General features: G+C 66.7%; 29 protein-coding genes. 8 read left to right on the top strand and 21 right to left on the bottom strand.

Translation table 11 applies throughout. The annotated features are described in order from the left end of the window. Positions 1–2: 2 nt before the first annotated feature. Positions 3–416 (top strand): flagellar basal body protein, encoded by a 414-nt coding sequence (locus P6144_RS10210; RefSeq protein ID WP_277767648.1) that lies wholly within the window; start codon positions 3–5, stop codon positions 414–416. A gap of 423 nt (positions 417–839) precedes the next feature. Here P6144_RS10210 and P6144_RS10205 read toward each other — a convergent pair whose 3' ends face one another. Genes P6144_RS10205 through P6144_RS10195 form a run of 3 tightly spaced genes read right to left on the bottom strand, consistent with a single transcriptional unit; the run spans position 840 to position 2634 of the window. Continuing rightward, positions 840–1265: a flagellar protein FlgN gene (locus P6144_RS10205; RefSeq protein ID WP_277767647.1), complete on the bottom strand. Its 426-nt coding sequence runs from the start codon at positions 1263–1265 to the stop codon at positions 840–842. After that, complete coding sequence (locus P6144_RS10200; protein ID WP_277767646.1) at positions 1265–1564, bottom strand: rod-binding protein; 300 nt, start codon at positions 1562–1564, stop codon at positions 1265–1267. Before P6144_RS10200 ends, P6144_RS10205 begins: the two co-directional genes overlap by 1 nt. Continuing rightward, positions 1564–2634: a flagellar basal body P-ring protein FlgI gene (locus P6144_RS10195; protein ID WP_277767645.1), complete on the bottom strand. Its 1071-nt coding sequence runs from the start codon at positions 2632–2634 to the stop codon at positions 1564–1566. Before P6144_RS10195 ends, P6144_RS10200 begins: the two co-directional genes overlap by 1 nt. A gap of 113 nt (positions 2635–2747) precedes the next feature. Between P6144_RS10195 and P6144_RS10190 the strand changes: the two genes are divergently transcribed. The 3 genes from P6144_RS10190 to P6144_RS10180 all read left to right on the top strand — a co-directional run bounded on the left by P6144_RS10190 (position 2748) and on the right by P6144_RS10180 (position 5120). Continuing rightward, on the top strand, positions 2748–3173 hold the full coding sequence (locus tag P6144_RS10190; RefSeq protein ID WP_277767644.1) for a flagellar assembly protein FliX: 426 nt from the start codon (positions 2748–2750) through the stop codon (positions 3171–3173). 183 nt (positions 3174–3356) lie between these two features. Then, on the top strand, positions 3357–3770 hold the full coding sequence (locus P6144_RS10185) for a DUF2147 domain-containing protein (protein WP_277767643.1): 414 nt from the start codon (positions 3357–3359) through the stop codon (positions 3768–3770). A 48-nt stretch (positions 3771–3818) separates the two neighbouring features. Then, positions 3819–5120, top strand: coding sequence for an outer membrane protein transport protein (locus tag P6144_RS10180; RefSeq protein ID WP_277767642.1), 1302 nt, complete (start codon positions 3819–3821; stop codon positions 5118–5120). A 31-nt stretch (positions 5121–5151) separates the two neighbouring features. Here the strand turns inward: P6144_RS10180 and flhB are convergent, their stop codons facing one another. From flhB to flgC, 5 genes are all read right to left on the bottom strand, one after another. Next, positions 5152–6222 carry a flagellar biosynthesis protein FlhB gene (gene flhB / locus P6144_RS10175; protein ID WP_277767641.1) on the bottom strand — a complete coding sequence of 357 codons (1071 nt, stop codon included), beginning with the start codon at positions 6220–6222 and terminating at the stop codon, positions 5152–5154. Then, positions 6222–6983, bottom strand: a complete 762-nt coding sequence (gene fliR, locus P6144_RS10170) for a flagellar biosynthetic protein FliR (protein WP_277767640.1) — start codon at positions 6981–6983, stop codon at positions 6222–6224. The genes flhB and fliR overlap by 1 nt, the downstream gene beginning before the upstream one ends. Next, positions 6980–7246: a flagellar biosynthetic protein FliQ gene (locus P6144_RS10165; protein ID WP_277767639.1), complete on the bottom strand. Its 267-nt coding sequence runs from the start codon at positions 7244–7246 to the stop codon at positions 6980–6982. Before P6144_RS10165 ends, fliR begins: the two co-directional genes overlap by 4 nt. A gap of 214 nt (positions 7247–7460) precedes the next feature. Continuing rightward, positions 7461–7775: a flagellar hook-basal body complex protein FliE gene (locus tag P6144_RS10160; protein ID WP_277767638.1), complete on the bottom strand. Its 315-nt coding sequence runs from the start codon at positions 7773–7775 to the stop codon at positions 7461–7463. A gap of 12 nt (positions 7776–7787) precedes the next feature. Next, positions 7788–8195 carry a flagellar basal body rod protein FlgC gene (gene flgC / locus P6144_RS10155; protein ID WP_277767637.1) on the bottom strand — a complete coding sequence of 136 codons (408 nt, stop codon included), beginning with the start codon at positions 8193–8195 and terminating at the stop codon, positions 7788–7790. Between the two features lie 117 nt (positions 8196–8312). On the opposite strand from flgC, the gene P6144_RS10150 reads away from it, so the two are divergent. The 4 genes from P6144_RS10150 (at position 8313) to P6144_RS10135 (ending at position 11018) form a co-directional block, all read left to right on the top strand. Next, positions 8313–8549: a FliM/FliN family flagellar motor switch protein gene (locus tag P6144_RS10150; protein WP_116841995.1), complete on the top strand. Its 237-nt coding sequence runs from the start codon at positions 8313–8315 to the stop codon at positions 8547–8549. Beyond that, positions 8549–9127, top strand: a complete 579-nt coding sequence (locus P6144_RS10145) for a flagellar biosynthetic protein FliO (protein ID WP_277767636.1) — start codon at positions 8549–8551, stop codon at positions 9125–9127. Before P6144_RS10150 ends, P6144_RS10145 begins: the two co-directional genes overlap by 1 nt. Continuing rightward, positions 9120–9860 (top strand): flagellar type III secretion system pore protein FliP, encoded by a 741-nt coding sequence (fliP, locus tag P6144_RS10140; protein ID WP_277767635.1) that lies wholly within the window; start codon positions 9120–9122, stop codon positions 9858–9860. Before P6144_RS10145 ends, fliP begins: the two co-directional genes overlap by 8 nt. Positions 9861–10067: 207 nt before the next feature. Further along, a complete protein-coding gene (locus tag P6144_RS10135) occupies positions 10068–11018 on the top strand; it encodes an alpha/beta hydrolase (protein WP_277767634.1) in 951 nt (316 codons plus the stop codon). A 64-nt stretch (positions 11019–11082) separates the two neighbouring features. Here the strand turns inward: P6144_RS10135 and P6144_RS10130 are convergent, their stop codons facing one another. The 13 genes from P6144_RS10130 to motA form a co-directional block, all read right to left on the bottom strand. Then, positions 11083–11700, bottom strand: coding sequence for a PilZ domain-containing protein (locus tag P6144_RS10130; protein WP_277767633.1), 618 nt, complete (start codon positions 11698–11700; stop codon positions 11083–11085). 86 nt (positions 11701–11786) lie between these two features. After that, entirely contained in the window at positions 11787–12236 is a 450-nt protein-coding gene (locus tag P6144_RS10125; protein ID WP_277767632.1) for a flagellar basal body-associated FliL family protein, read from the bottom strand. A gap of 22 nt (positions 12237–12258) precedes the next feature. Further along, positions 12259–13110, bottom strand: coding sequence for a flagellar motor protein MotB (locus tag P6144_RS10120; RefSeq protein WP_277767631.1), 852 nt, complete (start codon positions 13108–13110; stop codon positions 12259–12261). Continuing rightward, positions 13091–13465 (bottom strand): hypothetical protein, encoded by a 375-nt coding sequence (locus tag P6144_RS10115; protein ID WP_277767630.1) that lies wholly within the window; start codon positions 13463–13465, stop codon positions 13091–13093. The genes P6144_RS10120 and P6144_RS10115 overlap by 20 nt, the downstream gene beginning before the upstream one ends. Next, on the bottom strand, positions 13465–13989 hold the full coding sequence (locus P6144_RS10110) for a chemotaxis protein CheD (RefSeq protein ID WP_277767629.1): 525 nt from the start codon (positions 13987–13989) through the stop codon (positions 13465–13467). The genes P6144_RS10115 and P6144_RS10110 overlap by 1 nt, the downstream gene beginning before the upstream one ends. Further along, on the bottom strand, positions 13989–14378 hold the full coding sequence (locus tag P6144_RS10105) for a response regulator (protein WP_180145397.1): 390 nt from the start codon (positions 14376–14378) through the stop codon (positions 13989–13991). The genes P6144_RS10110 and P6144_RS10105 overlap by 1 nt, the downstream gene beginning before the upstream one ends. Continuing rightward, positions 14378–15415 carry a chemotaxis response regulator protein-glutamate methylesterase gene (locus P6144_RS10100; RefSeq protein ID WP_277767628.1) on the bottom strand — a complete coding sequence of 346 codons (1038 nt, stop codon included), beginning with the start codon at positions 15413–15415 and terminating at the stop codon, positions 14378–14380. The genes P6144_RS10105 and P6144_RS10100 overlap by 1 nt, the downstream gene beginning before the upstream one ends. Then, positions 15415–16245, bottom strand: coding sequence for a protein-glutamate O-methyltransferase CheR (locus tag P6144_RS10095; RefSeq protein ID WP_277767627.1), 831 nt, complete (start codon positions 16243–16245; stop codon positions 15415–15417). Before P6144_RS10095 ends, P6144_RS10100 begins: the two co-directional genes overlap by 1 nt. Positions 16246–16289: 44 nt before the next feature. Continuing rightward, positions 16290–16784: a chemotaxis protein CheW gene (locus P6144_RS10090; protein ID WP_277767626.1), complete on the bottom strand. Its 495-nt coding sequence runs from the start codon at positions 16782–16784 to the stop codon at positions 16290–16292. Then, positions 16781–18955, bottom strand: coding sequence for a chemotaxis protein CheA (locus P6144_RS10085; RefSeq protein WP_277767625.1), 2175 nt, complete (start codon positions 18953–18955; stop codon positions 16781–16783). The genes P6144_RS10090 and P6144_RS10085 overlap by 4 nt, the downstream gene beginning before the upstream one ends. Further along, positions 18952–19317, bottom strand: coding sequence for a response regulator (locus tag P6144_RS10080; RefSeq protein WP_277767624.1), 366 nt, complete (start codon positions 19315–19317; stop codon positions 18952–18954). Before P6144_RS10080 ends, P6144_RS10085 begins: the two co-directional genes overlap by 4 nt. After that, positions 19314–19631, bottom strand: a complete 318-nt coding sequence (locus P6144_RS10075) for an STAS domain-containing protein (protein ID WP_277767623.1) — start codon at positions 19629–19631, stop codon at positions 19314–19316. The genes P6144_RS10080 and P6144_RS10075 overlap by 4 nt, the downstream gene beginning before the upstream one ends. Continuing rightward, a complete protein-coding gene (gene motA, locus P6144_RS10070; RefSeq protein ID WP_277767622.1) occupies positions 19606–20490 on the bottom strand; it encodes a flagellar motor stator protein MotA in 885 nt (294 codons plus the stop codon). Before motA ends, P6144_RS10075 begins: the two co-directional genes overlap by 26 nt. Positions 20491–20613 lie beyond the last annotated feature (123 nt).

Raw genomic sequence — 20613 nt, 5'->3', positions numbered from 1 at the left:
TCATGGACATGCCCCCGATCCTTTCCGGCATCCGCCGCCAGATGGAGACGCTGGCCGATCGCCAGCGCGTCATCTCGCAGAACATCGCCAACAGCGAGACGCCTGGCTTCAAGGCGCGCACCGTGCAGGATGCCGATTTCTCCGATCTGCTCGGCAGCAGCGCCGGCGGCGTCTCGATCGCCAGGCCGTCGGTCCAGCTCACTGCCGGCATGAAGGGGCTGGGCGCGATCCAGCCGGCCGGCGCCGGCATCGTGCTCGACAAGGACATCAGCGAGACCAAGCCCGACGGCAACAACGTCACGCTCGAAGACCAGCTGCTCAAGCTCGGCCAGGTCCAGGCCGACTTCACCGCGATGACCAACCTCTACCGCAAGCAGCTCGCGATGCTGAAGACCGCCGTGGGGAAGGGCGCGTAAGGCGCTGCGCCTGCCGGAAAAAGCAAAAGGCCCGCGAGCGATCGCGGGCTTTTTCGTATCTCGACTGAGGCCACAAATACATCGTCACCCTGAACTTGTTTCAGGGTCCAACTCTCCACTCACGAAATCCTTCGCGGCGCCTTGGATGCTGAAACGAGTTCAGCATGACGGTGCGGAGAGGCATAACGTGTGGGCAGATCAAGCTATCCGCGCCGCGCTTGCAATGTAGGATTTCGCAGGGTTGCGTCGGCGCGCCGGGCGTTGCGCCCGGCCGCTCCTTGACGCTGTAGGAAATGTTGGAAGCGTTCGCGCCGGTGCCTGCGCAGCATTGCTGCAAACTATGCGCGATTTGATTCCCGCCTCGCGTGAACTTCGTGAACTTTGGCCCGAGTCGGCGCCCGCCCCGCAGGCGCCGTTGTAGGATTACAGCCGGGCGTTGAGCGAGATCGGCGCCGGGGCGTCCATCCCCGCCAGGCCGCCGCATGCCGCATAGGTGGTGCTGCGGCTGCCGGTCAGGCGCTGCGCCTCGGCGGCGATCGCGCCCATCATGTCGGCCGAAAGCTCGATCTGGCGCTTGAGGATGTCGGCATTGACCGCCGAAGCGTCACGCAGGCAGCGGCTGGCATCGGCCAGCGCCTCGCGCGTTTCGGGATCGAGCCGCTCGGCCCAGTCGTCCGGCGCCTCGCGCTTCATCCGCGCCACCTCGGCCTCGATCCGGCCGGTCAGGCGCAGCTTGGCTGCGGCGATCTCGGGCAGCTCGGGGAAGAACGGCCCGCGGGCGAGCCGCTCGCTCTCCTCTTCCATGATCTGGGTGAGGGAAACCATCGCGTCGATGAGCTGCGCGGTCATTACTTGGTACCTTGCTGAAGCTTGATGATCTGGTCGAGCACTACCGGTGCCAGCCCGATGCCGCCGCGATCGGCGATCGCGTTGCCGAGCTTTTCGCCCAGGATCCCGCGGAACATCTCCTCGGCATTGCCACCGTTGAAGTCCTCGCCCTGATCGACGGTGGACATCATCATGGTGGCCATCTGGCCCAGGAACACGGCCTCGAAATTCTTCGCGGTCGCCTTGTTCTTGGCGTCGAGCCGGGGGTTGGTCGCCGGCGCCTGGACCTGCGGCGTGGGGGTGGAAGTCACGTCGCGCATCACTGCACCTCGATATCGGCCTGGAGCGCGCCAGCGCTCTTGATCGCCTGAAGGATGGTGATCAGGTCGCGCGGGGAGACGCCCAGCGTGTTGAGCCCGCTCACCAGCGCCTGCAGGCTGGCGCCGTCGACCAGCGCCAGGCTGGCGCCGTTGCCGTCGTTCACCTGCACGTTGGTGCGCGGCACCACCGTGGTCTGGCCGTTCGAGAGCGGTGCGGGCTGCGAGACCTGCGGGCTTTCGGTGACGGTGATCGTCAGCCCGCCCTGGGCGATGGCGACCGGGGTGATCCGCACCTCGGCGTTCATCACGACGGTGCCCGATGCTTCGTTGATCACCACGCGCGCCGGCTGGTCGACCTTGATCGACAGCTCGCCGATGCGGGTGACCAGGTCGATCACGTTGCCGACGAAGTTCTGCGTCGGGGTCAGTTGCACGGTGGCGGGGTCGAGCACGGCGGCGCTGCCCGGATATTTGGCGTTGATCGCCGCGGCGATGCGGTCGGCGGTGGCGAAGTCGGGGTTCTTGAGCGCCAGCTTCAGGCTGTTGGCGGTCTGCAGCGAATAGGGCACTTCGCGCTCGATGATCGCGCCGCCGGCGATGCGGGCAGAGGTGGTCACGCCGCGGCTGACGCTGGCGGCGGCGCCCTGGCCCTTGAAGCCGGAGACCGCGACATTGCCCTGCGCCACGGCATAGATCTCGCCGTCGAGCCCGCGAAGCGAAGAGACGATCAGCGTCCCGCCCTGCAGGCTGGAGGCGTCGCCCAGCGCAGAGACCTGCACGTCGATCCGCGATCCGTTGCGCGCGAAGGGCGGCATCGTCGCGGTGATCGAGACGGCGGCGACGTTCTGCGTCTTCATCTCGGTGCCGCGGATATTGACGCCCATGCGCTCGAGCATGGCCTGCATCGATTCCTCGGTGAACGGCGAGTTGCGCAGGCGATCGCCGGTGCCGGCGAGGCCGACGACCAGACCGTAGCCCACAAGCTGGTTGTCGCGAACGTTCTCGACGTTGACGACGTCCTTGATCCGCGTCTGGGCCGTGGCGGCCGGTGCGAGCCCCAGGCTCAGCATCAGGGCGATCAGGGGAGCGGCAAAGCGCAGCATAAACCCTCTGGAAGTGGAAAATTTCCGATAATTCTCTTATAGGATAGAGGTAGGCAAAAAGTGCCCGAGGACGAGATTTCGTGCGTATCGAGAACCTGCAAGCACCCTTGCTGCGTAGCCTGATGGCCGCGCTGCCCAAGGCTGCGTCCGGTTTCTCGGTGGGCGAGGGGGAGGCACCGGCCGCCCGCGCGCCGCTGCCGCAGCAGGGCACCAACGCCGCACAGCCGCTCAATCCGTCGGTGGCGATGCTCGTCACGCTCGCCGCGGCCGATCCCGCGATCGAGCGCCGCCGCAAGCAGGCGGTCGACGCCCAGCGCGGCCTCGATCAGCTCGAGGGGCTCCACCGCGAGCTCGTCGCCGGCGTGGTCAGCCCCGCGCGGCTCCAGGCGATCGTCGAATGGTCGGAGACCTTCGAGGCCTCCGAAGACCCCACACTGGCCGCGATCCTGGCCGATATCGACGTGCGCGTGCGAGTCGAGCTCGCCAAACTCGATCTTCAGGCCTGATTCCGGGCCTGGTTTTCCGCTACGGCATCTGCGGGTTTTCAGTTTCAAATCCGAACGCAATTGCATACCGGTTCTTTGGAACCTAGGGAGGCGACAGCGGTTTCGCGTTCGAAACGCGTAATCGTTTCACCCATGACCGACCGGCAGAGCGCGGCATGGAGACCCCTCGAGGAGAGTATGCCTATGTTGGCTTTGCTTATGGGGCTCGCCTTCGCAGCGACCCCGGCACCCCAGTCCGCCGACGCGGTTGTCGGCCGCTGGAAGACCCCGGTGCACAATGGGATCGTCGAGATCTCGCGCTGCGGCGCGTCGATCTGCGGCAAGATCGTCACCTCGGACAAGCTGCGCGCCAATCCGAACATGGCCGATGCCCAGAACAGCGACAAGTCGCTGCGCGGCCGCCGGCTGATGGGCCTGCAGATCCTGTCCGGCTTCAAGCAGCAGGGCGCCGGCTGGTATGGCGGCAAGATCTACAATGCCGAAGACGGCAAGACCTACAGCGCCGAAGTCACGATGAGCGGCAACGACCAGCTCAACCTGCGTGGCTGCGTGTTCAAGCCCTTCTGCCGCACCCAGACCTGGACCCGCGTCCGCTAAGGCGCGTTTCCCTGTTTCCGTTCAGTACCGCGTATCAAGGATTACCCCATGTCCCCCTACAAGTATTCGCTTGCCGCCGGCGGCGCGCTGTTCGCGCTGATCGGCTTCTCTCAGGCTGCCAACGCCCAGGCCTTCTACCTCCAGGAACAGTCTGCCCGCGGCGCCGGCCGTGCCTTTTCGGGCGAAGCGGCCGACACCGGCTCGGCTTCGATCTGGTGGAACCCCGCCTCGATCGGCGGCCTCGACAGCGGTGACGCGACGATCGGCGTCTCGGCGATCCTGCCGAGCGGCGAAGTCGCCGACAACGGCACGCTGATCGTCCGCCCGGGCAGCACGGCCGCGCCGGTCGGCGGCAACGGCGTCACCCGCAACCCGATCAACAACGGCGTGCTGCCCTCGGGTGCCATCGCGGTGCCGCTCAACGACCGCGTCGCGCTCGGCCTGTCGATCACTTCGCCGTTCAGCTTCACCACCGATTATCCGGCGGACAGCTGGGCCCGCTACAGCGCCGACAAGACCAAGCTGCGCACGATCGACATCCAGCCGAGCATCGGCGTGGCGGTGACCGACTGGCTGCGCGTCGGCGCCGGCCTGAACATCGAATATACCGATGCCAGCCTCAGCAACGCGCTGCCCAACCTGTCGGCCGCGCTGGCCGACGGGCATCAGGAGTTGAAGGGCGATGGCTGGGACTTCGGCTGGACCGCCGGCGTGCAGCTCCATTCGAACCGCTTCACGCTGGGCCTGAGCTACAAGTCGGCGATCGAGCACACGCTGAAGGGTGACCTGACCGTCTCGGGCCTGGTCGGCCCGCTCGCCACGTCGAACATGCAGCTCTCGGGTGTCGAGGCGAAGTTCTACACGCCGTCCCAGGCGATTGCCGGCGCCCGGTTCGCGGCGACCGACAAGCTGACCCTGAACGCGCAGGTGATCCGCTATGGCTGGGACAAGTTCGATGCGATCCGCCTCGGCGCGCCGGTCAACCAGGCGATCCCCGAGAACTATCGCACGAGCTGGAGCTATGCCGGCGGCGTCGATTATGCAGTGTCGCCCAAGCTGACGCTGCGTGCCGGTGTCCAGCGCGCGATCACGCCGACCCAGGACGGCGAGCGCGATGCCCGCGTGCCGGATTCGAACCGCTGGAACTTCGGTGCCGGCGGCAGCTATGCGGTGAACAAGAAGCTGAGCTTCGACCTTGCCGCCAACTATGTCAGCTTCGCCGATGCCCCGATCGACCGCGTGACCGCGGCCTATGCGGGCACCGCGGCGCAGACGCCGATCCTCACCGACGGAGAACTGCGCGACGCGCATGCGGTGGTGCTGTCGGCTGGCGCGCGCTTCAAGTTCTGACGCTGTCTGAAGTATCGCGGGGAAGGAGCGCTCAGCGCTTCTTCTTCGCGATCTTCAGGACGTAGCTGATCACCTCGGCGACGGCGGCGTAATGCTCCACCGGGATCGGGTGATCGATCTCGGCGCTGGCATAGAGCGCGCGGGCGAGCGGGCGGTTCTCGACCAGTGGAATGCCGTGCTCGCCGGCGATCTCGCGGATCTTGAGCGCGACTGCGTCGACGCCCTTCGCCACCACCACCGGCGCCGCCATCGCGCCATGATCATATTGCAGCGCGACCGCATAGTGGGTCGGGTTGGTGATCACCACGCTGGCCTTGGGCACGTTCTGCATCATGCGGCTGCGCGAGCGCTGCATCTGGAGCTGGCGGATCTTGCCCTTGATGTGCGGGTCGCCTTCGCTCTGCTTGTGCTCGTCCTTGATCTCCTGGAGGCTCATGCGCATCCGCTTCAGGAAGGCGCGGCGCTGCCAGACGAAGTCGAACAGCGCGAGCGCCGCGACCAGCATCGCGATCGGGCGCAGCATCGAATAGACGATGTCATAGGCCGAGGTGCCGATTTCCTGGAGATCGGCGCCGACCATCGCGTCGATCGTGGCGGCATGGGGCCATGCCAGATATGCCGCCACGCCGCCGACCAGGCAGAGCTTGGCCACGGTCTTGGCATATTCGACCATCGCCTGCTTGCCGAACATGCGCTTGGCGCCGCTCGCGGGATTGAGCTTCGACCATTTGGGCTTCACCCGGCTCCAGCTGATCATCGGCCGGCCCTGGAGGATGCCGCCGAGCAGCGCGATGCCGAACAGCGTGCCGAGGATCGGCAGCAGCGCACCCGCCACCGCGCTCATCAGCCCGGTGGCGAAGCCTTCGGCGCCCTGCGGCTCCATGCGGAAATCGTCCGCGCTGCCCCAGAGCCGCACGAACAGATTGCCCATCAGCTGCAGCGTATAGGTGCCCAGTCCGCCCATCACGACGAGCATGCCGATGAAGATCGCAGCATGCTTCATCTCGGGCGCCATCGGCACGTCGCCCTTCTCGCGGGCGTCCTCCAGCTTCTTGTCTGTCGGGTCGTGTGTCTTGTCGTCCTGGTCCGTATCGCCCGACATCACCAGCCTCCCTGCATCGCATCGCCCATGGCGGTGGCGAAATAGGTGAGCATGGTGCCGAGCGTGGCGGCGGCCAGGCTGATGCCGAGCAGCAGGTTGAGCGGCTGGGCGATGAAGAAGACCTGGATCGCCGGCGCGACGCGGGCCGAGAGGCCGAGCGCGACGTTGAAGACGATCCCGTAGATCAGGAGCGGCGCGGCCAGGCTCAGCCCCAGCGTCATCGAGCGGGTGACCGCCTCAACGGCGAGCATCGCGAAGTCGTGTGCGGGCGGCATGCCGCCGATCGGGAAGCTCTGATAGCTGTGCACCACTGCGCCCAGCCAGAGGTGATGGACCTGCATGCCCATGCACACCAGCGCCGCGGCCATGGTGACGAACTTGGAAAGCAGCGGTGCGCTGCTGCTCTGCGCCGGATCGAAGATCACCGCGGAGGAAAGGCCGATCTGGGTGGAGATCACCGAACCCGCCATCGAGACCGCGAAGAACAGGATCTTGACGATCATCCCCATCGCCAGCCCGGTCATCAGCTCGGTGACGAGCACGGCGGGCAGCACTGCGCCGCCCTCGATCGCTTCGCGGGCCGGGGCGCCGACCAGCGCGTAGATCGCCGCCGCCATCGCGAAGCTGATCATCAGCCGGATGCGGCCCGGGATCGCGTCCTCGCCGAACACCGGCAACAGCATCAGCACCGCGCCCACCCGGGCGAAGACGATGAAGAAGGCCGAGACCTGGACGACGAGGTCGGGAGGCAGATCGATCATCCGCCGGTCACGATCAGGCTGCTGATCTTCGTCATGAAGTCGTTGAGCGCCGCGCCCATGGTCGGCAGCATCAGCAGCAGCACCAGCCCCATCGCCAGCAGCTTGGGGACGAAGGTGAGCGTGGTTTCCTGGATCTGCGTCAGCGCCTGGAGCAGGCCGATGAGGGTACCGACGATCAGCGAGGTCAGCAGCAGCGGACCCGCGACGGTGAGCACCAGCATCAGCGCGCTCTGCGCCAGCTGCATGACCTGCGACGGCAGCATGGGGTTAGAACCGATCCATATTCGGGAGCGGGTTGGACGCGGTCGCAATGCCGTTGAAAAGATGCGTTCCCATGTCCGTCCTTTCTTCGTCACCCCGGCCTTGTGCCGGGGTCCACTGTGCCGCGTGGGATGGGCTAGAGCGTCTTGCCCAGAACTCGCCTCCCGGTGGCCCCCGGCACAAGGCCGGGGTGACGGGTAGGGCGTGGGGCTGCCGTCAGATCTGCATCCGCATGATGTCGGTGTATGCGTTCACCACGCGGTCGCGCACCGCGACCATCGTGTCGAGCGCAGTCTCGGCCGCGCCGATCGCGGTGACGACGTCGATCAGGTCGCCCTTGCCGGCAACCTGCATCGCCGAGGCCTTCTCGGCCGCGCGCATCTGGTCGGCGGTGCCGGTGACCATGTTCTCGACCATCGCGCCGAAACCGCCGGCGCTGCCGCCGGTCTTTACGGGATCGGTCTTGCTGTTGCCGCCAAGGCCGGCGACGCGGCCATAGGCCGACATCGCATCCAGTGCTCCGATGGACATGCTGTTTCTTCCTTACTTGAGGAGATCGATGGTGCGCATCGTCAGGCTCTTGGCGGCCTCGATGGCATTGAGATTGGCTTCGTAGCTGCGCTGGGCCGCCTTCATGTCGGCGGTCTCGATCAGCCCGTTGACGTTGGGCTTGAGGACATAGCCGTCCTTGTCAGCCGCCGGATGGCCGGGCTGATAGACCTTCAGGAAGTCGGACTTGTCGTTCTCGATCGACTTGACCTTCACCCCGGTGCCTCCGGTCGAACGGTCGACCTCGGCTGCGAAGCTGGCCACGCGGCGGCGATAGGGATTGCCGCCCGGCGTGTCCGCCACCGAATCCTGGTTCGCCAGGTTTTCCGCGATCACGCGCATGCGCAGCGACTGCGCGCGCAGGCCCGAGGCGGAGATGCCGAGCGAGGTCTTGAGGTCCATGATCGTCCTTCCCGTCAGGCCCCGTCGGGCCGTTTCCTCCATTGTAGGCAAAATTTGCCGGGGCCGGCGCCGGACGCGGAAAAAAGGTTCCTATAACTATTCCAGAAAGGAACGCGCATGTCGGTGCTCGAAGGAATTATGGTCGATCTCTCGATCGTGCTGGGATCGGCGAACGTGCCGATCCGGCAGGTCCTGCAGATGAGCCGCGGGGCGATGATCCCCCTCGAAAGCAGCCAGGACGATCCCTCGCTCGTCTATGTGAACGACGAGCTGGTCGCCAAGGGCGTGGTCCTGGTCGACGGCGAAGTGATGTCGCTCGAGATCACCGAGCTCGTGAAGAAGCAGCGCCACTGATGGATATCCTGTCGATGCTGCGCACCCTGGGTGCGCTGGGGATCGTGCTCGGCATGCTCGCCGGCGCGCTGTGGTTCGTGAAGCGCTATGACGTGAAGCTGCCCGGCCGCGTGACCAGTTCGCGCCGCAAGCGGATCGAGATCGTCGAGCGGCTCGCAGTCGACGGCAAGCGCTCGGTTGCGCTGATCCGCCGCGACGGCATGGAGCATCTGGTGATGTTCGGCCCCGAGGGGCAGTCGACGATCGAGACCGGCATCGCCGCGCCCGAGCCGGTCGAGCCCGAGGCGGCCGCCGAGTCGGCGCCCGCCGCCAATCTGGCCGAAGACCTTGCCGCGCTGCGCGGCAATTTCGCCAAGCTCGTCGACCGCGTCGAGCTGCCCAGGCTTCCCGAGATTTCGAAGCTGATCGAGCTTCCCAAGTCGATCGAGCTGCCCAAGCGCACTTCGACCAATCGCCGCGCTACCACCGTCGTCGCCGCCTGCGCCACGCCGGCGGCGCGGCCGCCCAAGCGCATCCGCGAACCGCGCAACACCACGCGGTGGAACCGCGCAGCGGTCCGGGCCGCGCTCGATGCGTAAGATCCTTGCGGCGGTGTTCGCCGCCCTCGTCCTGCTGCCGGCTGAGGCCTATGCCCAGTCGAAGGGGACGACGATCAACATCGGCGGCACGGGGCCGGACGGCGCGCTTTCGGCCAAGGCGATCCAGCTCGTCCTGATGCTGACGGTGCTCAGCCTGGCCCCGGGCCTGCTGATGACCGTTACCAGCTTCACCCGCATGGTGGTGGCGCTGTCGCTGCTGCGCACCGGCATCGGCGCGCAGGGCGTGCCGCCCAATCCGGTGATCATCAGCCTGGCGCTGTTCCTCAGCTTCTTCGTGATGGCACCCACCTTCAACAAGGCGTGGGAGCAGGGCGTCGATCCCTACACCAAGGGCAAGATCACCGAGCAGGTCGCGTTCGAGCGCACGGCCGAGCCGTTCAAGAAGTTCATGCTCGGCCAGGTGCGGGATAGCGATCTCAAGCTGTTCGCCGATCTGGGCGGCAAGAAGATCGAGAACCGTGCCGAGACGCCGCTCACCACGCTAGCGCCGGCCTTCATGATCTCCGAGCTGCGCCGCGCCTTCGAGATCGGTTTCCTGCTGCTGCTGCCTTTCCTGGTGATCGACCTGGCGGTGTCCGCGGTGCTGATGGCGATGGGCATGATGATGCTGCCGCCACCAACGATATCGCTGCCGATGAAGATCATCTTCTTCGTGCTGGTCGATGGCTGGGCGCTGGTCGCCGGGTCGCTGGTCAAGAGCTTCGCCACCTAAGGCGGGGCGGCCAAAGTTCAGGGAAGAAGGGGCGGGTGCCGGGGGGCGCCCGCCCCTTTTGTTTGTGCATGTAGCCGGACCAGGTGATGGTGGGTATCCAGAGTCCGTTCGAGGCCAGCCTCGACGTCTATTGGCACGGCCCCTGTTGATTGATCCCCGGCGCAAGTGGTAAGGCCAATTCAGCCTTTTCGCGCTATAGGGGATCGAGTGGCCTTACCAGAAATTACCCGCCGTACGCTGCTCGCCGGTTCGGCGGCGGCCGCGACGATCCCGCTTCCCGCGCTGGCTGCGCCGGTCGAGCGCTTTCCGATCTGGCCCAAGGCGCCGCCGGGGGGCGAGGGGCTCCGCATCCAGGACATCTCGGTCAAGCGTTCGGCCACCGGCGGGCCCGACGACATCGCCTGGACGCATGTCGCGACGCCGATGCTCAACGTCATCCCTGCCGCCAGTCCGAACGGCGCCGCGATCCTGATCATCCCCGGCGGTGGCTATGTCCGCGTCGCGGTGGGGCGGGAGGGCTCGTCCCAGGCGCATATGTTCGCCGCGCGCGGCTACACCGTGTTCGAGCTGCTCTATCGCCTGCCGCACGACGGCTGGGCCGCGGGAGTGGATGTGTCGCTCCAGGATGCACAGCGCGCAATGCGGCTGATCCGCGCCGGCGCGGAGAAGTGGCGGTTCGATCCTGCGCGGGTCGCGACGATCGGCTTCTCGGCCGGCGGCCATCTCACCGCGCGGCTGGCGAGCCGCTTCGCGCTGAAGACCTATGATCCGGTCGATGCCGCCGATACGCAGCCCACGCGCCCGACTGTCGCGGGCCTGTTTTTCCCGGTCATCACGCTTGCGGGGCCGGCAGCGCATGGCGATTCCAAACGCGAATTGCTGGGCAAGGACGTGACCCCCGAGCGGATCGCCCGCTATTCCGCCGAGACCGATCTGCCGGCGGACATGCCGCCGACCTTCGTCGCCTGCGCCGCGAACGACCCCGTGGTCAGCCCGGCCAACAGCCTGATGATCTTCGCCGCGCTCCAGGCCGCGAAGATCCCGTCCGAACTGCACGTCTTCGAGAAGGGCGGCCACGGCCTGCCCATGAAGGAGGCGGGCCAGGACCATCCCTGGCCGGGGCTGTTCGAGCGGTTCGCGCGCAACCACGGACTTTAGGGCCGAATGGAAAAAGGCGCCCGTGCCGCAGCACGAGCGCCTTTCCGGGGTCTCGTCGAACCGATCAGCCGCGCGCGTGAGGGCTGTCCAGCCAGTCCGAGAGCTCGGTGTAGGAAATGGGATCGTGGAAGGAGACGCCGGTGAACTCCTCGTTGCTCCAGCGCGTCGTGCAGCGGCGCGTCGGCAGACCGGGGATCATCAGGATCACTTCGGTATCTTCGCGCAGCGGGCGCTGCAGCCGGATGCATGCGCCGCCCTGCGAGAGATCCGCCAGCGTCACGTCGATCGCGCGGCCATAGGAACTGATCCGGGCCGGCACGTCCGCCACGAAGCGCGGCGAGCGCGGGCGGGCGGCGGCGACCAGCGCATTGGGCTTGCCCAGGATGGTGTCGACGTCGATCGGCCCGTCGAAGCGTACGCCGGCGCGCTTGGCCTGGGTCCAGGCGACCGCACCGGTCAGCAGCGCGCCGCCGCGCGTCTCCACAGTGATCTGCATGCCGGGCAGCAGCGATGCCACCGTGTCGATCTGCATGCCCATCTCTGAGATGTTGCGGACGCGGCAGAGCTGGCCCGGATTGCCTTCATGGCTCAGCTTGGCGACGAGCAGCGTAGCCACCGCGCGCGGCGCACGTTCGGTCCACGCTTCGCGGTCCTCGAAAGCACTGGCGGGGGTCGGTTCCACACTATCCTCGGCTTCTTTGCGTATCCTACGTATTTTATAGCGCGATTAGCTGCCGAAGCGGTGCAAAATCATGTAAAATACGTATTTTACGAAGGTGTCGCCTGAGTAATCGCCACCTTGCGCACAACGCCGGCGCCGAAAGCTTCGGGTGCAGCGGCCTCGACAACCTTGCGGAACTGCTCGAGCCCCGGGACCATGCCGTCCGGGCCCGCGGCCATCGGCGTCTTGAAGGTGCGCATGTTGATCGCGTGGAGCAGCAACGGCAGCCGCTTGGTCACATCGGGCGCCTTGTCTTCGGGTACTTCCAGCGTGAACTGGAACTGGACATAGCCGGTCAGCCGGCCATCCGCAGTCACCAGCGGCGCAAGCAGCTTGTCGACCGGCACGAAGGCCATCGCCGCGTCCGCATCCTCTGCCGCCTTGCTCTCGGCATGGGCGGGGCGGGGACCCAGGATCATGAGCGTGCCGAGCGCGGCGCCGCCGCCCAGGCCAAGCCCGGCGAGCAGCACGATGAGCGAGAACAGGATCTTCTTCATGACGCGGATACTCGGTACTGGGTCAGAACTTGAAGCTGCTGTCGCTGGGAAGCGATGGGGCCTCCGCCTTCAGCACGATGGTGATGCGGCGGTTCTCCGGGCGATCCGGCTGGTCGGGATAGACCGGGCGGGTTCCGCCCATCGCGACGATCTCGGCGAAGCGGTCGGGCGTCATGCCCGCGGCGATCATCGCCTGGCGCGCGGCGAGGGCGCGGGCGCCCGAAAGCTGCCAATTGGCGTCGCTCTGCCCGCCGCCCGCGGCGTCGGTGTGCCCCTCGATCGCGATCTGGCCGCCCGACTGGGCGAGCTTGGCCGCGGTCTTGATGAGCAGCGCCTTGGCGAAGGGATTGAGCTCGGCGGTGTTGGCGCGGAACATCGACTGCTTGTCGGTGTCCATCAGCGTGATGCGCATGCCCGAACGATCGGGCTCGATCGCGATGTTCTTGCGCGCCTGGTCCTGCGGGATCGCATCGAGCGCGACGCGCAGCTCGCTGGCCAGCACGCGCATCGAGGTATCGGGCACCTCGGCGGTGCCGCCGCGCGCCGCACCGGCAGTCGCGGCCATGGTGGTGGGGGTGCCGTTGGCGCGGCTGGTGTCGTTCGACGAGCGCCGCGCCTGGCCGCCTGCACCCTCGGACGTGCCCATCACGGGGGTCGAGGGTGCCGTGTCCGAAACGGTCGGCGAGAAATAGGCTGCGAGGCCCTTCAGCCGCTGCTTGTCCGGATTGGCGATCAGCCAGAGCAGCATGAAGAACGCCATCATCGCGGTCACGAAGTCGGCATATGCGACTTTCCAGGCGCCGCCATGGTGTCCCCCGGCGACCTTCTTGACCTTCTTGACGATGATCGGCCGGTCATTCGGAATCGAAGCCATGCCACTTACCCCCGATGGTTTCGTCCATCGACAGCGCATCGCGCAGCCGTTCCTGCACCTCGGCGAGGCGGACGTGGTTGACGGCGCTCAGCGAGTCCTCACCACCGGCGATCCGCTCGAGCAGGTTTGCGCACTCGTCGGTGTGCTGGATCAGATAGTCGAACGACTGGAGCTGTTCGATATGGACCTGCGCGAACTGCTCGTCGGCGACGAGCACCTCGGCCAGTCGCTCGAGCATGCCGCGCATCTCGCGCAGCTCGCTGGCGATCACGCTGTGGAGCGCGCCGGCATAGGGGTCGTAGCCGGGCAACGGCTCGGCCAGATAGGGCTGGGCGGGCACAGGCATGCACGACATCAGAAAAGCTCCAGGTCTCCGCCGGCGGGCGGCAGGTTGACAGGGACGGGCGGACGATCGGGGACGCGGTCCGCCACCTTGGTGCAGCGGCTCTTGCCATCGTGCGGCAGGAACTCGACCTTGCGCGCCGAAGTGCCTCCGAGATCGGCGTGCGCGACCTCGATGCCTTCGTCCGCCATGAAGCGGCGGGCGAACGACGCATTGGCTGTCCCGATGCCGCCCAGGCCGGAAACGATGTTCCCGCCGCCGTACAGATGGGCCTTCAGCCGGGTGCGCAAGGCGCCCCGCGCCATCAGCCCATTGATGAGAAGCTCCATGGCATGGACGCCGTAGCGCTGCATGTCTCCGGCCGAGACGCGCTGGTCCGCGCTCGGTTCGCCGAGGAGGAAGTGGTTCATCCCACCCACCTTGGCGACGGGGTCGTAGAGACACGCGGCTACACAGCTACCGAGCAGCGTCGAGACGATGACGCCCGGCTCCGCCACGATCGCATTCTCGCCCTGGACGATCGAGAGCCGGCGCATCAGGTGAGCTCGCCGAAAACGCGCTCGATCTTCTCCTTCAGCGCCGCCGGCGCGAAGGGCTTCACGACATAGTTGTTCACGCCCAGCGCCGCGGCCTTCTGGACGATCTCCTTGTCCGACGAGCCGGTGAGCATGATGAACACCGTCTTGCCGATCACCGCGTCGGTGCGGACCGCTTCCAGGAACTGGAGGCCGTCCATCTCGGGCATGTTATAGTCGGAGATGATCAGGTGAACGCGGTCGCTCTTCACCGCCGCGAGCGCCTCGGGCGCACTCGGCTTGTCACGCACGTCCTTGAAACCCAGGTCCTGCAGGGCGCGACGGATCATCGCGCGCATGCTGGTCTGGTCGTCCACGACCATCACCTTGATTGCTGCTGCAGCAGGCATCAGACGCTCCCAACTTTCTCTCGGCAGGCCTTGAGGATTTCTCCCGGCATGCCCGACAAACCAACTTCATGTTCCACCGCACCCAGCTCCTTGGCCGAACGCGGCATTCCCCAGACCACGCAGGTTTCCCGGCTCTGGCCCAGCGTCCTGGCACCGGCCTGGCGCATGGCCAGCAGGCCTTGCGCACCGTCCGATCCCATGCCGGTCAGGATCACGCCTACCGCGGCGGCGCCGAGCGGCGCGACCGAGTGGAACAGCGTGTCCACCGACGGGCGGTGACCCGAGACCGGATCGCCCTCGCGAAGCTTGATGTGCCCGCGGATCCCGCCACGCAGCTCCATGTGGCGCGAGCCCCCAGGAGCAATATAGACGGTTCCCGGCAGCACCGGCGCGCCGTCGGTCGCTTCCACGACATTGACGCGGCATTCGCCGTTCAGCCGATCGGCGAAGCTGCGGGTGAACGCCGCCGGCATGTGCTGGACGATCAGCACCGGCGGGCAATTCTCCGGCAGCGCCGGCAGCAGCGAGAACAGCGCCTCGACACCGCCCGTGGACGAGCCGATCGCGATGATCCGCTCGCCGACCGCACCTGCGGCGAGCGCGGGCTGGGCGGGCAGGCGCTGCGGCCCGGCGCGGGCCACCGAACGGGCGGCGGCCTTCACCTTCTCGCAGAGCAGCCCGGCATCGCGCTCGATGTCCTCGGGCGTGCCGCTGGGCTTGGTGACATAGTCGACCGCGCCGAGGCGCAACGCCTCGATCGTCACTTCCGCGCCGCGGGCGGTGAGCGTCGAGCACATCACCACCGGCATCGGCCGGAGGCGCATGATCCGCTCGAGGAACGACAGCCCGTCCATCCCCGGCATCTCGACGTCGAGCGTCAGCACGTCGGGGTTGAGCTGCTTGATCATTTCCCGCGCCGCGAACGGCTCGGGGGCCATGCCGACGACCTCGATGCCGGGGTCGCCCGAAAGCATGCGCTTCAGCGTCGCGCGCATCGAGGCGCTGTCGTCGACGATAAGCGTACGTACCGGTGCCATCAGTGCACCTCCGGCTTCTGGTAGATGGTATGCCCGCAGGAGCGCATGTGGCGCGCCGCCGGGCCGATCAGCCGCTCCGAATGACCGATGTACAGGTGCGCCCCGGGCGCGAGCTGGTTGACGAAGCCCGCCTCCAGCTCTTCCTTTGCAGGATCCCCGAAATAGATCATCACGTTGCGGCAGAAGATCACGTCATAGGCTGCCTTGAGCGGCCAGGGCTCGAACAGGTTGAGCACCTTGGCCGTCACCAGCGACCGCGCCTCCTCGGCCATCTGGAAGCCGCCCTGCACGGGCTTCATCCAGGTGGAGCGATAGGGCTCGGGAACGCCCGCCGCGACATTGTCGGCATAGAAGCCGCGCTTGACCGATTCCACGACATGCGGCGCGATGTCGGTCGCGAGCAGGCGGACATCGGCGCTCCGCAGCCAGGTCGCGGACGTGCGGTCAGGCCCCAGCAGGCACATGGCGATCGTATAGACCTCCTCGCCCGACGAGCAGCCCGCCGACCAGATCCGCACCGGGCCCTGCTTGCGCTTGAGCACCGGGAGCACATGCTCGCGGAAATGATCGAAATGGTGCGGCTCGCGGAAGAAATGCGTGTGGTTGGTGGTCAGCGCCACCACCATCGCATGCCGTTCCACCGGATCGCTCTGCACGAGCGCGACATAGTCCGAGAACCGGGCCAGGCCATGCTCGCGCAGCCGGCGGCCGAGCCGCGACTGGACGAGCGTGGTCTTCGCCTCGCTCAGCGCGATGCGCGCGTCTTCGTGCATGATCGTGGCGATGGCGGCGAAGTCGCGGGACGTGAGCTCCGCGTTCGCAGCCGCCATGCCAACCCCGACGCCGGCAGGCGCCAGGGCGCCCCCGGCGGCGGTCACGCTGCCATATCCAGATGCTTGGTGAGGCTCAGCGCATCGAGATCGAGCAGCAGCACCATCGTGCCGTTCTCGTCGCGGGTGCCGTCCTTCTGGCGCGTCGCGATGCGCACCAGGCCACCGATCACGCTCGCCTCGATCGTCTCGACCTCGGGGGCCGGCTGAATCTCGGTTTCGCCGATCGCGACGATGTCGTTGACCTCGTCGACCAGGAAGCCGGCCTGCTTGCCCGCGATATGGACGACGAGGACGCACGAGCGCGGATGGATCGCGCTCGCTTCCCAGCCAAGCCGCTCGGCGAGGCCGACGACGGGCACCACGTTGCCGCGCAGGTTGGTCACGCCCTTGATGAAGCCCGGGACGTTGGGGAGCGGGGTGGGCTCTTCCCATTCACGGATTTCGATCAGCGCGCGCATGTCGATCCCGAAGGTCTGCGCGCCGAGCGAGAAGGTGACGATCTTGCGATCGGCCACGGTGTCGGTGGTGGTCGTCATGCTGCCAGTCCTTTCGGGGTGTAGCGGTTGGTCGAGGCGACGAGCGCCTCGATATCGAGGATGAGCGCGATCGAGCCGTCGCCCAGGATGGTTGCGCCACCCAGGCCGCGGATCGGATGCAGGTTCTGGTCGAGGCTCTTGATCACCACTTCGCGGCGATCATCGATGGTATCGACGACAAGCCCGACCTTGCCCGAGCCTTCGCTCTCGACGATCACCACCAGCGAGTCTTCCACCGGGCGATCGTCGTTCAGGCCGAAGATCTCGGTCGTGCGCTTCACCGGCACATATTCGCCGCGCATGTCGATCACTTCGCTGTCGGGCGCAGTGCGCTTCACCTGGCCCGGCTCGGGCTGCACCGTCTCGAGCACATGCGCGAGCGGCAGCACGAAGCGCTGGCCGGCGAGGCGGACGATCATGCCGTCCAGGATCGCCAGGGTGAGCGGCAGGATCATGGTGAAGGTCGTGCCTTCGCCCGGAACCGACTGGATCTCGATGCGGCCGCCCAGCGCTTCCACGTTCGAGCGGACCACGTCCATGCCCACGCCGCGACCCGAGATGTTCGAGATCGTCTCCGCGGTGGAGAAGCCCGGCGCGCAGATCAGCTGGTCGATCTCTTCGTTCGACAGCTGCGCATCGGCGGGGATGATCCCCTTCTCGATCGCCTTGGCCTTCACGCGCTCGCGGTTGATGCCGCGGCCATTGTCCGAGACCCGCACGAAGATGCGCGCGCCCTTCTGCTCGGCCGAGAGCTTGATCGTGCCTGTCGGATCCTTGCCCGCGGCGATACGCTCCTCGGCGCTTTCCAGCCCGTGGTCGGCGGCGTTGCGGATCATGTGGGTCAGCGGATCGCCGATCTTCTCGATCACGCCCTTGTCGACTTCGGTGGTCTCACCGGTCGTCTCCAGGTTGATCTGCTTGCCGGTCTCGACCGAGAGGTCGCGCAGCATGCGCGGCACGCGGCTGAAGGCCTGCTTGATCGGCTGCGCACGCAGCGACATGACATTGTCCTGGATCTGGCGCGTCAGGCGAGCGAGCTCGGGGAGCTCGACGCGCTGGCGATCGGCCGGCGAAAGCCGGTCGGCCAGGATCGAGTTGCGGATCACCAGCTCGCCGACCAGGTTGAGCAGCAGGTCGAGCTTGCCCAGGTCGACGCGGATCGTCTGCTGCGCATCACCCGCGCCCGCCTTGGGGGCGATGGCGGGGGTGTCGACGCTGCCGACCGGCGGCGAGGCCGCGGCGATCGTCTCGACGACGCGCTGCATCTCGGCTGCGAAGTCCTCGACGCCGGCAGCCACCGGCACGAAGCCGAACTCGTCGGCATCGGCGGGTGCCTGGGCCACCGGGGCGGCCGGGGCAGCACCGGCTTCGCGGCGAACCTCGACGACCGAATCCGGCGCGACGAAATCGAAGCAGTCCATGATGTCGCTCTCGGCCATTTCGGCCGGCAGGCGCAGCGTCCAGGTGAAATAGGCTTCCTCGGGGTCGAGGTCGCGCAGGGCCGGCACCGTATCGGTGTCGACACTGACGATTTCGGCGCCCAGGCCCTCCAGCTCGCGGATGATCAGCAGCGGCTCGCCGGCATTGGCCAGCGCGGCGCGCGACGGCTTGAACACCACGATCCAGTCGCCATCGACGGCGGCAGGCGCGTCGAAATCGTCGAGCGAGACGGCCATCGGCACGAAGCCGAATTCGTCCGCTTCCTCGGCGGCCGGCGCCGGGGTCTCCGCCGCCACCGGGGCAACGGCAGCGGCAGCGTTTCCGGCAGGCGCGCCGTCATCGGCGCCCTTGTTGGCAAGGACCTTCTCCAGCGCGTCGAGCGCGGCCTGGTCGGCCGGGCGCGGGGCATTGCCCTTCGCCGCCTCGACATGGTCGGTCAGGATGTCGAAGGCGCTCAGCATCACCTTGACCACGCCGGGGCTCGGCGGGATCTTGCCGCCGCGCACTTCGTCGAGGACGTTCTCGAACTTGTGCGCGAACGCGGTCAGGTCGGTGTGGCCGAATGCACCGGCGCCGCCCTTGATCGAGTGGACCGCGCGGAACACGCCCGCGATCACTTCGCCCGAGACGTCGCCTGCCTGCATGGCCGAAAGGCCCTGCTCGGCGGTCACCAGACCTTCGGCGCACTCTTCGAAGAAGATCGCCTGGATGTCGTCGAATTCGTCGCTCACGGGCACACGCGGCGGATCGCCGCCCCCAGCTTGGTGGCTTCGAACGGCTTGGTGATCCAGCCGGTGGCGCCGGCGGAGCGGGCGCGGGACTTCTTCTCGTCCGAGAATTCGGTCGACAGCACCAGGATCGGCGTGCCGCGGAACTCGGCGACACCACGCACCGCCTCGATCAGCTCGAAGCCGTCCATCTTGGGCATGTTGATGTCGGTGATCAGTAGGTCGGGCTTCACCTCGTGCATGCGCTCGAGGCCGTGCTCGCCGTCATTGGCGCTTTCGATGCGAAAGCCCTGCGCGGTCAGCGACGTCTTGAGCAGCATGCGCATGCTCGCCGAATCGTCGACGGTAAGGATCAACTTGCTCACAGAACGTCTCCGGTCTCGAGGCCGATCGCGGCGGCCAGTTGGCAGCGGTTCACGCGATCGACGAATGCAGGGCTGGGGTTGGCGATGCGGAATTCCTGGCCGTTGCTCGCCGCTTCGTTGCGCGCGGCAACGAGGAGCTGGAGCACGGCCTGGCCGACGCTCTCGACTTCCGATGCGTCGATCTCGATCGCATCGTCGAGGTCCGCGGCGAGCACGAGGCGCACCCGAAGATCTTCGGCCGTAACGGTGGTGCCATGGGCGGGGAGGCGCAGCGCGCGCTCCTCGGCATCAGGCAGCTGCAGGGGCTGGTCCATTCTTGGCCTCGTCAAGTGCGGTTTCGAGTTGCTGGAAGGTCGGCGCATAGGCCGACGGCGTCATGCGGCGGGCGATCTCGATCGCCACCTGGACAGGCTGGTTCTGGGCGTAGGCGACGATCGCCGTCTTCACGATCTGGAACGGCTTGTGGTCGCTATCGATGGTCTCGAGCAGCTTCGAGGCGAGCGGGCCCACCACGCAGTAGCTCAGCAGCACGCCCATGAAGGTACCGACGAGCGCGCCGCCGATCATCGCGCCTAGGATCTCGGTCGGCTGATCGATCGAGCCCATGGTCTTGATCACGCCCAGAACCGCGGCGACGATGCCGATCGCGGGCAGGCCGTCGGCCATGATCTGCAGCGCGTGCTGCGGGCCGGCCTCTTCGTGGTGATGCTTCTCGATGTCCGCGTCCATCGCGGCCTCGATCTGATGCGGGTCCTCGAAGTTGACCGTCATCATGCGCAGATAGTCGCAGATGAACTCGATCAGGTGATGGTCCTTCAGCAGCCGCGGATAGGGCTTGAAGAGATCGCTCTCCTCCGGCTTGTCGAGATGCGGCTCGAGCGCGGTGGCGCCACCCTTCTTGAAGGTGGAGAGCACCGAGAACATCAGCGTGAGCAGGTCCTTATAGTCCTGCGCCTTCCACTTGCCGCCCTTGAACGAGCGGACGATGCCCTTGCCGGCTGCCTTCACGGTCGCCATCGAGTTGGAAACGATGAAGGCGCCGATCGCGGCGCCGCCGATGGCCATGAGTTCGTGCGGCAGCGCGTGCATGATGATCTCGAACTTGCCGCCCGAGATCATGAAGCTGCCGAACACGCAGACCAGAATGATAATGAATCCGATGCCGTTCAGCATGGCGGTTCGCCCAATGTCCCAGTTGTTTCCAGAATTATAGGACGGATTTGGAGGGGAGGGGCGCCGCCCGGCCAATTTGGTTAAATCAGCGCATTTTCTGTATTTTCGCGGCGACCTTTTCCA

Source organism: Sphingomonas sp. HITSZ_GF (genome assembly GCF_029543155.1).
In the GTDB taxonomy this organism is placed as follows: Bacteria; Pseudomonadota; Alphaproteobacteria; order Sphingomonadales; family Sphingomonadaceae; genus Sphingomonas.
Note: the sequence above shows the minus strand (reverse complement) of the source record. Positions and strands in the feature narration are given on the sequence as shown.

Coding starts and splice junctions, on each gene's coding strand:
- P6144_RS10210 (WP_277767648.1), top strand. CDS start 3: ATGGACATGCCCCCGATCCTTTCCGGCATCCGCCGCCAGATGGAGACG.
- P6144_RS10205 (WP_277767647.1), bottom strand. CDS start 1,265: ATGACCGCGCAGCTCATCGACGCGATGGTTTCCCTCACCCAGATCATG.
- P6144_RS10200 (WP_277767646.1), bottom strand. CDS start 1,564: ATGCGCGACGTGACTTCCACCCCCACGCCGCAGGTCCAGGCGCCGGCG.
- P6144_RS10195 (WP_277767645.1), bottom strand. CDS start 2,634: ATGCTGAGCCTGGGGCTCGCACCGGCCGCCACGGCCCAGACGCGGATC.
- P6144_RS10185 (WP_277767643.1), top strand. CDS start 3,357: ATGTTGGCTTTGCTTATGGGGCTCGCCTTCGCAGCGACCCCGGCACCC.
- P6144_RS10180 (WP_277767642.1), top strand. CDS start 3,819: ATGTCCCCCTACAAGTATTCGCTTGCCGCCGGCGGCGCGCTGTTCGCG.
- flhB (WP_277767641.1), bottom strand. CDS start 6,222: ATGTCGGGCGATACGGACCAGGACGACAAGACACACGACCCGACAGAC.
- fliR (WP_277767640.1), bottom strand. CDS start 6,983: ATGATCGATCTGCCTCCCGACCTCGTCGTCCAGGTCTCGGCCTTCTTC.
- P6144_RS10165 (WP_277767639.1), bottom strand. CDS start 7,246: ATGCTGCCGTCGCAGGTCATGCAGCTGGCGCAGAGCGCGCTGATGCTG.
- P6144_RS10160 (WP_277767638.1), bottom strand. CDS start 7,775: ATGTCCATCGGAGCACTGGATGCGATGTCGGCCTATGGCCGCGTCGCC.
- flgC (WP_277767637.1), bottom strand. CDS start 8,195: ATGGACCTCAAGACCTCGCTCGGCATCTCCGCCTCGGGCCTGCGCGCG.
- P6144_RS10150 (WP_116841995.1), top strand. CDS start 8,313: ATGTCGGTGCTCGAAGGAATTATGGTCGATCTCTCGATCGTGCTGGGA.
- P6144_RS10145 (WP_277767636.1), top strand. CDS start 8,549: ATGGATATCCTGTCGATGCTGCGCACCCTGGGTGCGCTGGGGATCGTG.
- fliP (WP_277767635.1), top strand. CDS start 9,120: ATGCGTAAGATCCTTGCGGCGGTGTTCGCCGCCCTCGTCCTGCTGCCG.
- P6144_RS10125 (WP_277767632.1), bottom strand. CDS start 12,236: ATGAAGAAGATCCTGTTCTCGCTCATCGTGCTGCTCGCCGGGCTTGGC.
- P6144_RS10120 (WP_277767631.1), bottom strand. CDS start 13,110: ATGGCTTCGATTCCGAATGACCGGCCGATCATCGTCAAGAAGGTCAAG.
- P6144_RS10115 (WP_277767630.1), bottom strand. CDS start 13,465: ATGTCGTGCATGCCTGTGCCCGCCCAGCCCTATCTGGCCGAGCCGTTG.
- P6144_RS10110 (WP_277767629.1), bottom strand. CDS start 13,989: ATGCGCCGGCTCTCGATCGTCCAGGGCGAGAATGCGATCGTGGCGGAG.
- P6144_RS10105 (WP_180145397.1), bottom strand. CDS start 14,378: ATGCCTGCTGCAGCAGCAATCAAGGTGATGGTCGTGGACGACCAGACC.
- P6144_RS10100 (WP_277767628.1), bottom strand. CDS start 15,415: ATGGCACCGGTACGTACGCTTATCGTCGACGACAGCGCCTCGATGCGC.
- P6144_RS10095 (WP_277767627.1), bottom strand. CDS start 16,245: ATGGCGGCTGCGAACGCGGAGCTCACGTCCCGCGACTTCGCCGCCATC.
- P6144_RS10090 (WP_277767626.1), bottom strand. CDS start 16,784: ATGACGACCACCACCGACACCGTGGCCGATCGCAAGATCGTCACCTTC.
- P6144_RS10075 (WP_277767623.1), bottom strand. CDS start 19,631: ATGGACCAGCCCCTGCAGCTGCCTGATGCCGAGGAGCGCGCGCTGCGC.
- motA (WP_277767622.1), bottom strand. CDS start 20,490: ATGCTGAACGGCATCGGATTCATTATCATTCTGGTCTGCGTGTTCGGC.